The following is a 14,276-nucleotide window of genomic DNA, read 5'->3' on the forward strand; positions in this document are numbered from 1 at the left end:
GACGAGAACCAGCACTATGCCGCGTAAACTGAAAGATGTCAGTTACCCCATGAAGCGAGCTGTGCGGCCCTCATGCGCCTGGCGGGTGTCGTTGGTGGTCGGGTGGGCCGCTCCAAGGGCGGCAGGCAATCGGGTATCAAGGTAGACCCCTTTGCACCCGCACTCCCACAGCGTAAAGTGGGAGGACAGGTGAGACAGCCTGGCTTGTTTGAGCGTCGCCTTTTTCTTTCCGGGATCGGGCGACGTTCGCTTTTTGCCGTGTGGCGTCTGGGCTGAGAGTACACGCTCCAGGAACAAAGTGTGCGAGTTCACCTCTGGGTGGCCCTGCTGAGCGGCCAACCTCTACCCTGGAGAGACTATGGGCGAGGCCAAACGGCGGCGAGAGCTGGGGCACATGCTGCGGGAGAACACCTACACCTTTACCGTGGCCTCTGGCTCACAGCTCAAGTATCTAGGGGCAGCTCCTGTAGACGAGGATGACGAGTGGGCCGTTCAAAAGTCTGTTGAGATCTACGGTTCAGATACCGACGACTGGGCCAGGGCGATGGCGTCGATGTTCGAGGATTACGGCTTGGACGATCCTCCAACCCTCCCCACCCACGTTCGCTGTGAACTGGCGGTGGCGCGGATACGAAACGGTGAGCGTATCTCCTACCGATGCTCGTTTTTCCCCAAAGAGTTGGCCTACTCGCTGGACGGCGGCCAGACTTGGCACGACCTGAGCTGGGGTGGAAGCCAGAACGAGCCGGAGCCGGATGCATCCCCCGAACCTGCTCCTTCAGCAGACCCAGACCCACTCGCTGCCCTTCAGCTTGACCCCCAGCGGCCTGCTTTCAATGCCAGCTCATTGAAGACTTTTGAGCGACACGGCCAGCCAGTCACGCCTGCACCGGGTGGCCTGAACGCAGAGGAAATCATCGCGCAGGACCGGGAGCCGCGCTGACCGTTTCTCGCGGCTGACGGTGAAGAAATCGCAGAAGTGATGCGGAGGCGCAGTTTGCCAACTACCGCTCGCGCTCCTGAGGTTCCAACCGTTCAAGTTGCTCGTACACATCGCGCTTGTTCCCCGCCTGGCGGCGGCCGACGCCGATCACCAGGACAAGCACTTCCCCGCGCAGCACCCGGTACACGATGCGGTAGCGCTGCCCCACGGCGCGCACGCTGCGGTGGCCGCGCAGCTCCCCCAGCAGGGCCTTGCCCTGCAACTCGGGATCGGTCGCCAGCGCCTCGATGCGGTCGAGCAACAGCTCGCGCTCGCGGCGGTCGGGCACGGCCTCCAACATCTCCAGGGCCTTGGGGGTGAACTCGATCTGGTGAACCTGGCTCATGGGGTGGGCCTGACTCGGGGGGCGGGAGGACGGTGTTCAGGGGACCGGCACTCCGAGGCTTTAACGCTCAAGGCGTGCCCGCACGTCGGCCAGACTGACCCGCTCGCCGCGCTCGGCCTGCGCCGTGCTCTCGCGCACCTGTGTCATGAAGGCCGAGTCGCTCAGCAGCTCCAGTGTCTCCGCCACGCTCTCGAACTGCTCATAGCTCATGGCTGCCATCACCGGCTTCCCGTGCCGGGTGATGACCACCGGCTCGTCCTGCAAAGTGTCGGGCATCTCCAGCAACTGTTTGCGGGCCTCGCTGATGGTCAGGAACCGGGTCATGCCTCAGTGTACAAGAAAGTGTACAAAACAGGCGATGCATAGCCTTGACTTGGTGTGCATCGGACGCTATGTTAGAGAAATCAAGGCGGCCTCCGGGTCGCCTTTTCCGTGTGCTGGGAGCATCAACAGGGGGGGGAGGTCGGCATGCCCCCCTCCATGTTGATCTGTGGACCTCAGTTCAACTCGTCTTCCGTGGCCTTGGGGTATGCCGAGGCGGTGAAGGTGACCCACTTCCCGATCCAGGGGTCGTCCGGGTTCTCCTGCTTTCTGCGCTCGATCCACCGCTCCAGCATTTCTATGCGGGCTTCCCTGGACAGCGGGGGCGGGTCAGGGAGCATGAACATCGCGCCCTCATGTACCACCAGCTCCTCAGTCGCGGGAGGGGCGGGCGCTGGGGGTGGCTCGGGTACTTCAGGACCGTCTGGCCCTTCCGGGAAGCGGCGGCGATTGTAGAGCCGGTGCAGGCCCTCGCGGACTTCCTCCAGGGTCAGCTCGCCGTCGGCATAGCGTTTGAAGAGGGGCAGAGCCTCCGGGGAGATGGGATGCGCCGACCGCTGTCTCTGGCTGATCTGCTCCCAGCGCCGGGTGCGTTCGGCCTGCCATTCGTCGGGGGTCAAGGGTGTACCGTCTGGATGCTTCATGGGTGCCTCCCACCAGATTAACTTTTGAGTTAACATACCCAGGTGTCTGAGGGCTTCGACTTCTCTACCGATGAGGTCTTGAACTGGGAAATCCAGGCCATCTGGGAAGCCCTGGACAGCGGCGAGCTGCGCGTCAGCATCCACGCTCAGAACGAGATCAACCTTGATGCCCTCACCCTGGACGACATCTATGACGCGATCAGCTATTACGACGAGGTGACCAAGGACCGCCCCGGCGAGCGTGACCGGGCACCCGGACTGAACTTCGACCGCTTCATCGGCCGCCTGCGCCTGCGGGTCAAGGTTGGCTGGCGTGGGACCTACTACATCGTCGTGACGGCGATGGCGAACTGAGAGGAGGAGCTATGCCTGACATCCCTATGACCCATACCTTCCCCAGCCGTGAGGGCGTCACGGTCATCCTCCATGAAGTCCCCACGACCCTCGATGCCGAGACCGGCGAGGTGATCGGTTTCCGCCTCGATGTCTCGCGGGCGATTGAGCACCTCGTTCAGGACGCCGCTCGTGGTCAGGTCTCCGGCGCGACCGTCGAGCGGCACTATGAAGCTCTCCCGAGGCTGAGCGTTCCTACGCCTGATCCCGTGAGTCTGGAACTGCGCCGGGTGCTGCGTGAGCGGGGACTAACCGGGGCCGAGATTGCTGAACGTCTTGGCATCAAACCTCCGCTGATTTCCCGCTGGCTCAGCCCCACCTATCACGGGCACGGCATGGAAACCCTCCGGCGCATTGCCGATGCCCTGGACATGGACGTGGAAGTCAAGCTTAAGCCCAGGGAAAACAAGGCCGCTTCGTAGCCGCTTCACTGGCTCATCGGCGGAGCTTCCGGGAGGACTTCATCAACAGGGAGGAGAAGAGGGAAGCAGGCCCTCCCCCTCCCTGTTGATGCCCGCTTTCTTCGTGGTCAGCCCCAGGCTTGTGAGCAGCCGTGTTCACTCTTCAGCCTGGTCGTTCTCTGCCGGGTCGCCTACCCGTTCTTCCTTGCGACCTCGCACGTCTGCCGAGTCGGTCATCATCTGCTTCCACTCCTGCAACCCGTCGAGGTGTTGGCGGCTCGCTTTCCAGGCCATCTTCCACTGTGCGGCCTCAATTTCCTTGATCTCTTCGACAGACATTCCGTGGCCGTAGTGCATGTTGGCCTGCACCATCCGCCGCGCTGTTCCCGCCTCCAAATAGGTCCGTATCTGGAGGTCCAAGGTCCGCTCCAGGAACAGGCTCAGCTCCTGGCGGACCACCTGGCGAACGGTAGGCATGACCAGCGCCTCTCCCTCCTCTTTCGCCTCGGCTTCTGCTGCGTATTCGAGGAGAGCACCGCCCAGTTCAGTGAGCGGCATTCCTGCCTTCCTCGCTTTCATCGTCAGGAAGTCCGCCACTTCCCGACTCACGCGAACCTGGAGCCGAACTGTGCCTTTTCCTGCTCGTCCCATCTATGCCTCCCCGCTCGTGAAGCTGGACCCTTCCGGCTGCTTTGTCTGGTCGCTTCCACCGCGCCTGGAGTAAGCGTTTTGGAGAGCTTTCGCGGTGCTTCTTCTGAACCTTAAAACTGCTTACTCTGAAACAGAATACCAGAACAGAGTTACAGCCGCGCCAGGACGTAGCTTTTCCATTTCAGATTCCTACTCTTATCCTGCCTTACATCCCCCACCACCTCGAACGCCCTACGCCACCACCCTCTGCCGAGGCGTTGGCCCTCGGGGTAATCGTCGCCGAGGATGTGCCGTCCTAATTTCCAGCGGCGCCCCTCTTCGCGTGGTTCTGAACCTTCGCCACGGCTCACCCTCATGGGTGATTTGCTTTTTGCGGACCAGCCTTCAATCCGAGTTCTGGGTGACGATCCACAACCGCCAGCGATTCAGCATCCCGCTCACCTGCGTGATAGGGGTGGTGAACGTCAGCAGCTCGTCGAGGTCCGTGGGCAACTCGTCGCTCGTCAGGTGCCGCAGGTGCTCGGCCGTCACGTCCACCGGGTAGATCGCCTCGCGGAGGTCCCCGTAGCTCAAGTTGGCGTCCACCCCCAGCAGCTCGCGCAACGCCGCCCGGTAGATCACCAGATCGTCCACCGTCGTGCCCCAGCCGGAGAGGTTGCTGTCGTAGAAGCGCAGGGACAACCGCAGCAACCCCGCCTCGCGTTCGGGCCGCGGCGTGAGTTCGGTCGCCACCAATTCCATCTGTGTGCAGTTCACCCCGCCCGCCTGGTGGCGCAAGTGCAACCACCGGCGATCCTTGCCGGGCTGCACATCGCGCGACAACCACCCGGGCAACACCCCCAGCAGCAGGCGTGGTCGCTCCTCCAGGTCGGGGAACATCTCGGCACTGGACACCACCGCGCCCCATGCGCCCGCCGTCTCGATCTCGTTCATCCCGCCATGTTCGCCGAGGCGCTGGCTCCCAGGAATGCGCCAAAGGGCGGACGCTTCACCGCCCGCGCACCCTGAGCCGGGTCAGTGTCCGGCACGGGTCCTCCGCTCAGGGGCCGTCCTCGTCTCCCAGAGGCGCGAACGACAGGCGATCCGTCAGGCGCCGGAACTCAATACCCGGGTACTGCCGTGCCCATGCCTCATCGGCCTGCTGACACCGCTTCCAGTACGCCTGCTGATATGCCCGCATGGCTGCCTGTCCCTCGGCAGTCTCCGGGTCGTACATCACCCCTGGGTCATCCGGTCGTGGTGGGCCGAGTCGAGCGAGCTGTGCGCGTAACCCGGTAATGCTCCAGGAAATCCTTCCAAAATCACCTGCCCACTTGCGAGGGACGGGCACTCGGGAGGGGCTGGCTGGGGAAAGCAACGGAAAAATTGGCCGACGGACACCAAGGAGCACATCGGCCTTGCAGTGCTAGGGTGCCATTTCAGCGTGGCTGAAGCTGCGCGACAGCACGGCGTCACCGAGAGCCTGATTCACACGTGGAAGGCACAGTTCCTGGAGGCAGGCCGTGCCCGCGTCTTGAGCAGAATGGCACCCGTATGGGGCCTGCCCGCCTCGCCGGAGACCGCCAGGGGGACCGTCAAACCGAGCTAGAACGCGAGAACGAACGCCTGAAAGTCCTGGTTGGCGAGAAGGAGCTCGCGCTCCAGATTGCAAAAAAAGTTCGGGGTCTCTGAGTCCGGCTCAGCTTCTCGCCGTCTACGAGGAGTTCCACAGAGACCATCCGCACCTGAGCCTGGCCAGCTTCGCTCGCGAAGCCGATGTTCCCGCCTGGAAGTTGCGGGACACCCGACAGCAGGCCGCCGGGCAAGCCCAGCGGGAAGTGCAGCAGCAGGCCCACCTGGAACGAATTCGTGAGGCTGCCCTGGAACATCCCACTTATGGCTATCGGCGCCTTCATCAGGTGCTGGCTCGGTCGGCAGCCCAGGAGCAGACAGCTCCTGGGCACCTGGGGCTGCACACCATCCGCCTGGCCTTGGGGGAACTGAATCTTCAGCCCCCACTGGCCCGGAAAACCCGGAAGAAGGCCGTCCCAGCCGTCAGCGAAGCCTTGTGGCCCGCGGGACGTCGAGTTCAGGTGGACGCGACTCGGTTCAGCCTGGGAGATGGAATCTGCTGGGCTTACCTGGTGCTGGACGTAGAGACGCGGTGCCTGCTGCACCTCCACGTCGTCCGCAGTCTTTCAGCCAGCAGCGCGGTGACCGCGCTGCACACGGGTCTCCGGGTCCTGCGGGACCTGGGCATTCACGAGGAGATTTTGGTGATGACCGATGGCGGCTCGGATTTCACCTCGACGGCCTTTCAGGACGCCTGCCCGGAGGTGGGGAGTTGGGTGCGGGCGAAGGTCTCCCAGAAGGGGGGAATGGGCATTCTGGAGCGCACCAACCGAACGCTGACATACGAGCTCGTCGTCCGCGAGGACTCCGCGAGCATGCCGCAATTGCGCGAGGGGACCGTCCGATTCCGGGACTGGTACACCCAGGTCAAGCTCCACTCCGCTTTGGGGTACACCTGTCCCTGGGCTAAGCTGCTGGAAGTGGCGAAGTCTCGCAACGCTGCTTGAAGGATTTCCTGGAGCACTACCGCCTGAGGGCATTGAGGCCTTCCCGAGTTCGGTTGTCGAGAAAAAGGACGCCCTCTGCAGGCACACCCGAACGCCGGGAGAGGTCAGCTCGAAGGAGTTCACGTTCAGCGTCGGTGAGGCCGCCAGCGTGTGTTCTGACGATGGTGATGCGCCGTCCCCTGCTCCGGGCATAACGCAGGAGACGTTCGTCGGACTCGAGCAGCTTTCCCTGAATGAACAGCAGGACGTGTTCGAACTGTTCGAGGGGAAAGAGACGGAGATAGACCTCGGTGGAATGGCGTTGGGTCCCGTGTCCAGGGGCATCGACGAAAAGGATGTCCTCAAAGAACGAGCAGAGGGGAACGTCCGGATTCCTGGACCAATCGGTCATGTCCGTCCCTATACCGATCCGGGGCCTGGGCTGGACACGTTCTTCAGTCAGGGCATCGAGGGTGGTGGACTTCCCCGCGCCGGGTTGTCCCAGCAGTGCGACTTTTCGACCTGGTGAGCTGCAAAGCTCCTTTCTCAGGCGGTTCAGATTGGCCGTGAGGATCCGCTCGAAGTGGCCGCTCTGCGGGTGCGAAGTGGGCCCGCTGCGCTTGGTCTTCGGTTCCGGAGATACCGGGGACTCGGCCGTCAACGCACCGACGGCGGCGGCGATAGCGCCCGCGACGGGTAGGGCGAGAAGCCACCACATCTCAGCGTTTCAGCCGCGTCTGCAGGCGGCGTTCGGCGACGGCGTGGCAGCAATCGACGTAGGCGTTGCCCTCTGCCACGCAGGCGACCAGGGACAGGCCACCACCGATGATGTTCCCCACGAGGGGGAGGAAGCGTCCGAGGGCTTTGGGGAGTGCATAGTTGGCCAGCACTTTCTCGGCCGCTTTCCGGCCGCCTGGAACGGCGGACGAGTTCATCAATTTGCTCAGGACATTCATCGTGCCACTGTCGCAGGCCTCGATTTCAGGGATATCCGCGTCCGTCAGGCCGTAGTCGTGACGGATTTTGGACTTCATGTCGTCGATCACCCTGCGGTCGACGGCCAAGTTGACCCCGGGAACAGGATTGAGGGCTCCGTTCGCCACCGCGTACATGGCGGCAGTGTTCACCCGCTTTCGGCTGGCCGCCTTCTTGGCCTGGAGAGCCCCTTCCGTCCTGGCCCGCATGGACCGGGCCCACCGATCTTGCTTGGCGGCGTCCAGCAACTCGAAGACATGCCGCTTGAGCTCCTCGATCCCCTTGGTCTTCCCATCTTCGTCCGGGCGACAACTGGTGAACAGGACATCCACGTCGCGGCCCACCTGGGCCCGGATGTCTGCCCGCTTCTCCTGCTCGAGCTGCTCGGTCGTCTTTCCCTTCTGCCACAGCTGATCGTGCTTGTTGAAGACGAAGACGCACGGCCGCCCGCACTCCAGGAGATACCGGAAGAACTCTGAATCGGCCTGGACGAGCTTGCCGCTGCTGACACAGATATAGACGTCGAAAGAATCGACGGCGAAGCGCTCGAAGTAGGTCTCTTTCGGGAACCGTGTGGTGCCGTAGCCTGGCAGGTCACAGAACTGGACGTCTGGAACGGTGACGGCGGTGTGGCAGCTCATCTTCGTGGTCGTGTCGGTGTGTATGCCGACTTGCGCCTCGTCGGCGCTCAGGATCTCGTTGATCAGGGAGGACTTGCCAGCTCCGGGCTGGCCGAACAGCGCGACGCGGACCACTGTTCCGTCCAACTCTTCCAGTTCACGCCTCAGCCGTCTCGCTTCTTCGTCTAGACTCATCTTGGCCTCATATACGTACGAACTGCGCCGTGTGTTCCCGGGGGCCCCCAGCGGGTGTCCGGACTCCTGCGTCGGGGGAAATCATGCGGCGTGACTCTGTGGCTGTACGTTCCCCACCCTGGCGAATGACATTCACAGCGCCGCAGAGGGCCGCCGCAGCAGCATGAACGGGTTGGTGACGGTGGGTTGATCGGCCGCCTGTTCCCGCACGAGGGCGAGCGTGGCCAGAATGTCGGGATGGTCGGGAGCCCACAGCGGGTGGCTCACGACCAGCACCTTGCCGCGGTGCTTGCCTGCGCCCAGGAAGACGGGCAGGGGGGTCGACGCGCGCAGCGGCCTGAACTGCAGTTGCTGCAAGCTGCCCAGGATGGCTGACCTGTCCGGGTGCAGCAATGCCTCCCAGGAACTGCCCGTGAAGGTCAGCGGCGCGTTCCCACGCAGCAGGGCCACCATGTCCAGCGCCAGCCGCCAGTCGAGCAGCGGATGGAAGGCCAGGTTGGTGTAGTCGCGCAGGCAGCGGGCGCAACTGGTGTCGCAGGACGCGGCGTGGCCCTGCCAGGCCTGGGACAACTGCACGTCCAGGGTGCTCAGCAACTGTCCGAACTGCGCCGGCTGCGCGAGGTGGGTGGCGTACCCGGCCCCGTTCTCCAGTCGGTCGCTCAGGAAGGCCTGGCCCTCCGGGTCTGAGTCTGTGCCCCGGCGGGTCGCATACAGCCCGCCTTCGAGCTCCCCGGACTCGATGTCCAGCAGGACGGACGCGGCGTCGCGCAGGGCGAACGCGACGCTGTACCACGCCGCGCGGCCCTCGACCTGGCTGGGCAGGGCGCGGTGGTGTTCGGGCCAGACTTCCAATCCCACACGCAGGGTGTCGGTCCGCCGACTGGACAGCAGGGTGATGCGGCGTCCACGGGCGTCACTCTGCGCGGCGGAGGTCCGTTCCAGGCTGGCCACATACGCGCCACCCAGCGCCCGGTTGGGATGGGGCACGAACTCGAAGCCGTCCCGGCCCCCGTAGTCGTTGAAGGTCAGGATCTCTCCGGGCTGTCCCAGGGGACTGCTCTGCAGCACGGCGTTCTCGGTCCTGGAGGTCTGCCCGCCCTCCTGGACCGCCATGGTCGGCCGAGTGGTCGTCCCGCGGATCTCGAAAAAGCCGTTGTAGTCCCGTGGCTCTCCTGTGGCAAAGAAATGCCGGGGCTCGCGGGCGTCGAGAACGCGCAGGGCTTCCTGGCCACAGGTGGGGCAGACCACGGTCTGGCGCTCCTGCCCGGCGAGGTCCGCCGTGTGGTGGACCGCCCGGCAGTGCCGGCAGGTGCCCATTGGGCGAGGATTCGCCTCCCCCAGCGGCGGGTAGAGGCCTGGACTGACGCGGGCGAGTCCCCGCGGAGCCGGATGCAAGTTCGCGACCCCGGCCGACGTGTGGACCAGTTTGTCGCGGACGATCTCCGCGCCGGGTGCGAACGCGCTGATGGCCAAGTCCAGGTCGCGGTCGACCACGTTGCGCGGTGGGAAGTCCCGACCAGAGATCCGCTCGAGCGGGTCGAGGTAGAGCAGGCGGGTGCGGGTGGGAAAGCCGAACATCGGCAGCAGCCCGGCGTGGGCGAGGCGTTCACTGAGGGCTTCTTGCACGTATCTGTCGTCGCCTGCGATCGCGAGAATTTTCCCGGGCAGGCTCTGGAGCCCGGCCAGAACCTCCTCGACCTGCCAGTTCTCCAACCGCGTCCAGGCCGCGAGCCGCAGCGCCAGGGCCCTCACCTGCGCCTGATGCGCCGGATCGACGAGAAAGGCCTCGAGCGCGGCCCGCCGCTGCGGATCGTCGCGCCACTCCTGGGCCGTCCCGAATTCGCCGTGCACGCTGTCCTGGGGAGGAGCAGCACCGTCCACCGCGCCCAGGGCTTCCCGCAGGACCTCCTTGATCAGCACCCGGCGGTAGATCGTCAGGCTGGACACGTCCACGTACGGCGGCGGCGGCGCGTCCCCGGTCATCGCCTCCGGATGCTGGTAGTAGTACAGGTCGTGGCTGCGGCCGCGGCACAGGGTCACGGCCAGGCTCACGCCCGCGCCGCGGCGCCCGGCGCGGCCCACGCGCTGCTGGTAGGAAAAGCGGCGCGGGGGCATGTTGCTCATCATCACCGCGTTGAGGCTGCCGATGTCGACCCCGGCTTCCATGGTGGTGGTCACGCTGAGCAGGTCGACGCCCCCGGCCACCGGGTTCTCGCCATCCAGGAAGACCTCCTGGAAGTGCCGCTGGCGCTGTGCGCGCGCCGCATTGTCGGTCTGGCCAGTGAGTTCCTCGGCGTTGAGCCGGAATCCGGCGCCCGCGTAACGGGCGAGGTAGGTGTAGTAGTCCTCCCCGGTGTCCGGATCGCCGCCCGGCGCCGCCTCGACCCGGCCGCCGCAGTGCACGCAGAGGCCGGCTGCCGCGTGCAGGTAGGAGGCGCGGCACTTCGCGCACCGGTAGCTCGCGCCTCCGTCCTGCGCGCCGATCAAGACGAGGTTGTCCGGCCGGACGATCAGGTTGTAGGCGCTGCCCTCCGCGTAGGCGCGCGACAGGAGCGTCGCCTTGAAGGTGGCCTCGTCCTCCCCCAGGTTCCTCAGGTAGGCCTTGACGGGCTGCGGCAGGACCGTCTCGCTGCCCGGTGCCACGAATTCCGAATCGGCGTACAGGCGCTTGACCCCCAGGTACCGGATGATCGCGTCCGTCGCTTCCTGGATGGGCACGCTGGCCCCCGGCACCGGGGCATGCACGCGGCCGTGCCCGGTGCTTTCCAGGGTCCGCACCTGGTGCGTGAACAGCACCATCATCATCTCGGCCAGCAGCAGCTGCTCCAGCGTCCGGTGGTGCTCCCTGGCCTCGGTCTGCTGCCGCACGGCGACCCCGTCGGCGGCCCAGCGGTAGGCCCGGTACCAGGGCTGCGCCGGGTCGTTGCCTTCCCGGTAGGTGAGCGCCGCGCGGGTGTTCCCGCCCGGGCATGTCCCGGTTTCCAGCAGCCGGGCGAAGACGGCCTCGCGCAGCTGCCCCAGCGGCATTCGGGCCGGGTACTGCGCGAGCAGGTCGAGCAGCTCTTGGCGCTGGTTCTCGCTCAGGGGAGCGCCCAGCAGCAGCACCGGCAGCAGCGCCGCGGAGGTCGAGCGCGCCGCGAAGCGGGTGGCGCGGGGCTCGTCGTCCGGCAGCAGGGGCTGCGCCGCCTGGTCGGCCAGGGCCGGATTGATGGCCCGGAGTGCGTCCAGCGCGGTCTGGAGGTGACCCAGATGGTGCAGGTTCACCCGGACGGCGGCCTCGAGGTCACGGCTCGCTTCCCGCAGGGCGGCCAGCAGGGCCACCCGCACCATGTCCCGGTAATGGTCACGCTCCATCCCGGCGGCCAGGCGCGCGGCGTCCTGACGCGAGTCCGAGAACACCACGAGCTTGCGGCTGCCGGGGTCGACCTCCCGCATCAGGGTGCTCGCGAGCACCTGGGCCGCTTTCTGGAAGCCTGTGCGGTGGTGACGGATGGGCGTGGGCAGGACGTCGCGCCGGCGGTAGTCGGTGTCGCAGCGGGGGCACACGGGCGGCAGCGCCGGTTCGTGGTCGACATCTCCCGGCTGTGCGCTCTGCACGGCGTACTTCCACACCGGTTGCAGGTCGTCTTCCGGCGTGGCCCGCCCGACCTGCGCCGCGCTGTAGACCTTGCCGGTGGCGCGTTCGAGGTAGGCCGCCTGCCAGCTGCGGGTGCGCCTGTCCCAGGTGTAGGACGTCCGCTCCGGGGCCGTGCGGGCATGGTCGTCGACCGGCCACAGCACGGCGTAGCGGCCGTAGCTCCGGCTTTCCTGCCGGTCCGGGGCGTTCTCGAGGTCGGTGGGGTCCGCGCTCAGCATCAGCTCGCCGCCGCCTTTGCGGTGGTAGCCCCCCAGCAGCACCTCGCCGCAGACCTCGCACACCATCAGGTCCAGCACCCGCGACCCGCAGTCGCAGGTCAGGCGGTGGGTGCCGTGCAGGGTGCCGACCGGCACGTCGTCGGCACTGCTCCGACCACACGCCGGCCGGGTGCAGACCCACAGGTTCTGCAGGTTGGCGAAGAACAGGTGGGCACGTACGGGTTGAGGCGCTGTCCCGCCAGCCAGCCGGGCGGTGGCGAGCGCGAGCAGGGTGCCCCGCAGCGGGGCAGGATCGTCCGTGCCGTACAGGGTTCGGCTGAGATCGTGGGTGCCCGTCGCGCGGACGGCCGAGAGATCCGGATCGAAGCAGGCCCCGCGCAGGGCGCCCGGCACACCGGCCTGCTCGAGGGCACCCGCGAGGGTTTCGCCACCCAGGGCCCGGGTCAGGGCCGTCTCCGCCTCGGGACTCACGACCGTCGCGCCGGAGGTCAGCTCCGCCGCGGGACTGGCCGCCGCGAACGCGGCGAACGCCTCGCGGTGGGCCCGCAGGTCCGGGGCGTTCTTGGGAGCCTCCTGCGGCGTGCCGATCACCCGGAACCGCGCCGGATCGCGCCCGAAGAACTCGCTCAGGAACGTGCGGCCCCGCTCGCTCCCGTCGAGGCTCGCCGAGGTGGCCAGAATCCGCAGCTGCGGACTGTCCGGCTCGAGGCCCAGCCGGTCGAGTAGCAGCCGCAGGATGTACGACACCTCGGTGCCCGGCGTGCCGCGGTAAGCATGCAGCTCGTCCACGACCAGGGAGAAGACGTGGCCCGGGTCGGCCTCGAGCCACGCCCGGGTCTGGCGGAACATGTCCTGCTCGAGCGTCCGCATCAGCATGATGTTGAGCATCGAGTAGTTGGTGATCAGCAGGTCCGGCGGCGTGTCCTGCGCGTCCCAGCGGCTCCACAGCTCGCCGCCGTCCATCCGCGGGAAGTGGTACTCGGAACCGTCCCCGCGCGCCTGCAGCTGGGCATGAACGGCCGCCCATTCGGCCTCACGATCCTGCAACCGTTCGCGCAGGCGCTGCGCGCGTTTCTCGTCGCGCCCGCCGGGCAGCGGGGCCAGGGAGGTATAGCGCCCGTAGGTGATGCGGTTGCCGCGCCGCTCGCGGTCGAGCCAGCCGGTGACCCCAGGGCCGTCCAGCACCGAGCGCAGGCGCCGCAGCTGGTCCTCGACCAGGGCGTTGAGCGGGTAGAGGATCAGCGCCCGGACGGCGTGCGGCCGCGTCACGTGGCCCCACTGCGGGACGCGCTCCCCCTTGGATCGCCACCACTCTCGGCGGGCAGGTACCGGCCCCGGGGCTGTCCAGGTCGCGCTGTCCGCAGCCAGGGCGGCGAGCAGGGGCAGCATGAAGGCCTCGGTCTTGCCCGAACCGGTACCGGTGGTGACGACGACGTCCTCTCCGGCCAGGCTGGCCTGCAAGGCGGCGAGCTGGTGCGCGTAGAGGGTCCGCCCCTCCGGGAAGAGCGGCGCCCCGAGGGTCGCCAGGCCGGCGTACCGCTCCGGAAGGGTGTTCACGGCCTGCTCCAGCGTGAGGCCGCTGGACGGGTAGGTGGGGACCGGTTCAATCAGGGGGGGCTGGGCCAGGACGCCCGGCCGGCGCAGCAGGGTCCGGCGCTCCTCCGCCAGCGCGGGGTAGCGCAGCGGAAAGGCGCTCTCCACGTACAGCCGGTAGACGCGCTCGAGCCGGTCGTGCAGGGCGAGGGGATCGTTCACGCCGGAACGCCCTCGTCCAGAGCCTGCTCGGCGAGCGCGCAGCCCAGCAGGGACGTCAGGTGCCGCGCGACGTCCGGAGCCACGTTGCGGTACACCAGCCAGCGGCCGACCCGGGTGGGCAGCAGGCCGCTGCACAGTACCAGGACGCGCTCGTACAGTTCCGGCGGGCGCTGGTCTTCCGGAAGGGCGAGCTGCCACCGCGCCGCGTCGTAGCGGACGTCCAGCAGCAGGCCAGCGCCCTCTAGGGTGAGGTAGCGCAGTCCGTACCAGTCGCCGCGGCGCCAGTCCTGCCCGCCACCGTGCAGCAGCGTGAGGGTGCGGCCCTCCGGGCCCGTCACCTCGTAGAGGCCCGGCTCTCCGGTGACCGGGCCTTTCCGGAACGACAGGCCGTCGAAGCGCGCGAAGGTGTGGCGGGCGGTGCTCACGCCCCCCACAGCCGGCAGGCTCTGGCGGAATTCTTCCAAGGTCGGCAGGGCGAGGGTCAGCTCGCGCCCGGGCTCGGCCACGGTCGGGACGTCCGTCGGCTCCGGGCCCACGCGCAGCCGGGCGGGGCCGTCCCACTGCCCGTCGCGCTCGCCGAAACTGTGCGGACTGCGGCAGC

General features: G+C 66.9%; 14 protein-coding genes. 5 read left to right on the forward strand and 9 right to left on the reverse strand.

What is annotated here, in order from left to right:
• The first annotated feature begins 358 nt into the window (after window positions 1-358).
• Window positions 359-943 (forward strand): hypothetical protein, encoded by a 585-nt coding sequence (locus QOL99_RS08645; RefSeq protein ID WP_285523036.1) that lies wholly within the window; start codon window positions 359-361, stop codon window positions 941-943.
• A gap of 61 nt (window positions 944-1,004) precedes the next feature.
• On the opposite strand, the gene QOL99_RS08650 is transcribed toward QOL99_RS08645, so the two are convergent.
• The 3 genes from QOL99_RS08650 to QOL99_RS08660 form a co-directional block, all read right to left on the reverse strand.
• Window positions 1,005-1,328 (reverse strand): type II toxin-antitoxin system RelE family toxin, encoded by a 324-nt coding sequence (locus tag QOL99_RS08650; protein ID WP_285523038.1) that lies wholly within the window; start codon window positions 1,326-1,328, stop codon window positions 1,005-1,007.
• A gap of 60 nt (window positions 1,329-1,388) precedes the next feature.
• Window positions 1,389-1,652 (reverse strand): type II toxin-antitoxin system Phd/YefM family antitoxin, encoded by a 264-nt coding sequence (locus QOL99_RS08655; protein ID WP_285523039.1) that lies wholly within the window; start codon window positions 1,650-1,652, stop codon window positions 1,389-1,391.
• Between the two features lie 173 nt (window positions 1,653-1,825).
• Entirely contained in the window at window positions 1,826-2,293 is a 468-nt protein-coding gene (locus tag QOL99_RS08660) for an antitoxin VbhA family protein (protein WP_285523041.1), read from the reverse strand.
• Window positions 2,294-2,335: 42 nt separating this feature from the next.
• Between QOL99_RS08660 and QOL99_RS08665 the strand changes: the two genes are divergently transcribed.
• Both QOL99_RS08665 and QOL99_RS08670 read left to right on the forward strand, forming a co-directional pair.
• Complete coding sequence (locus tag QOL99_RS08665; protein ID WP_285523042.1) at window positions 2,336-2,647, forward strand: hypothetical protein; 312 nt, start codon at window positions 2,336-2,338, stop codon at window positions 2,645-2,647.
• Between the two features lie 11 nt (window positions 2,648-2,658).
• Window positions 2,659-3,108, forward strand: coding sequence for a helix-turn-helix domain-containing protein (locus QOL99_RS08670; protein WP_285523043.1), 450 nt, complete (start codon window positions 2,659-2,661; stop codon window positions 3,106-3,108).
• A gap of 135 nt (window positions 3,109-3,243) precedes the next feature.
• On the opposite strand, the gene QOL99_RS08675 is transcribed toward QOL99_RS08670, so the two are convergent.
• Window positions 3,244-3,684, reverse strand: a complete 441-nt coding sequence (locus QOL99_RS08675) for a hypothetical protein (protein WP_285523044.1) — start codon at window positions 3,682-3,684, stop codon at window positions 3,244-3,246.
• A 438-nt stretch (window positions 3,685-4,122) separates the two neighbouring features.
• A complete protein-coding gene (locus QOL99_RS08680; protein WP_285523046.1) occupies window positions 4,123-4,671 on the reverse strand; it encodes a hypothetical protein in 549 nt (182 codons plus the stop codon).
• 367 nt (window positions 4,672-5,038) lie between these two features.
• Here QOL99_RS08680 and QOL99_RS17805 point away from each other — a divergent pair, with 367 nt between their 5' ends.
• Window positions 5,039-5,326, forward strand: a complete 288-nt coding sequence (locus QOL99_RS17805; protein WP_407650158.1) for a transposase — start codon at window positions 5,039-5,041, stop codon at window positions 5,324-5,326.
• 184 nt (window positions 5,327-5,510) lie between these two features.
• Window positions 5,511-6,296 (forward strand): integrase core domain-containing protein, encoded by a 786-nt coding sequence (locus QOL99_RS08685; RefSeq protein ID WP_285523048.1) that lies wholly within the window; start codon window positions 5,511-5,513, stop codon window positions 6,294-6,296.
• A 16-nt stretch (window positions 6,297-6,312) separates the two neighbouring features.
• Here the strand turns inward: QOL99_RS08685 and QOL99_RS08690 are convergent, their stop codons facing one another.
• The 4 genes from QOL99_RS08690 to QOL99_RS08705 form a co-directional block, all read right to left on the reverse strand.
• Entirely contained in the window at window positions 6,313-6,993 is a 681-nt protein-coding gene (locus tag QOL99_RS08690; RefSeq protein WP_285523049.1) for a GTPase domain-containing protein, read from the reverse strand.
• A 1-nt stretch (window position 6,994) separates the two neighbouring features.
• Entirely contained in the window at window positions 6,995-8,065 is a 1,071-nt protein-coding gene (locus QOL99_RS08695) for a GTPase (RefSeq protein ID WP_285523050.1), read from the reverse strand.
• 132 nt (window positions 8,066-8,197) lie between these two features.
• The gene (locus tag QOL99_RS08700; RefSeq protein ID WP_285523051.1) at window positions 8,198-13,675 is read right to left on the reverse strand and encodes a DEAD/DEAH box helicase; all 5,478 of its coding nucleotides are present in this window, start codon (window positions 13,673-13,675) and stop codon (window positions 8,198-8,200) included.
• Window positions 13,672-14,276, reverse strand: a 605-nt coding sequence (locus QOL99_RS08705) for a hypothetical protein (RefSeq protein WP_285523053.1), incomplete at its 5' end; no start/stop codon positions are given. The genes QOL99_RS08705 and QOL99_RS08700, both read right to left, overlap by 4 nt.

Source organism: Deinococcus rhizophilus, from assembly GCF_030271215.1.
In the GTDB taxonomy this organism is placed as follows: Bacteria; Deinococcota; Deinococci; order Deinococcales; family Deinococcaceae; genus Deinococcus; species Deinococcus rhizophilus.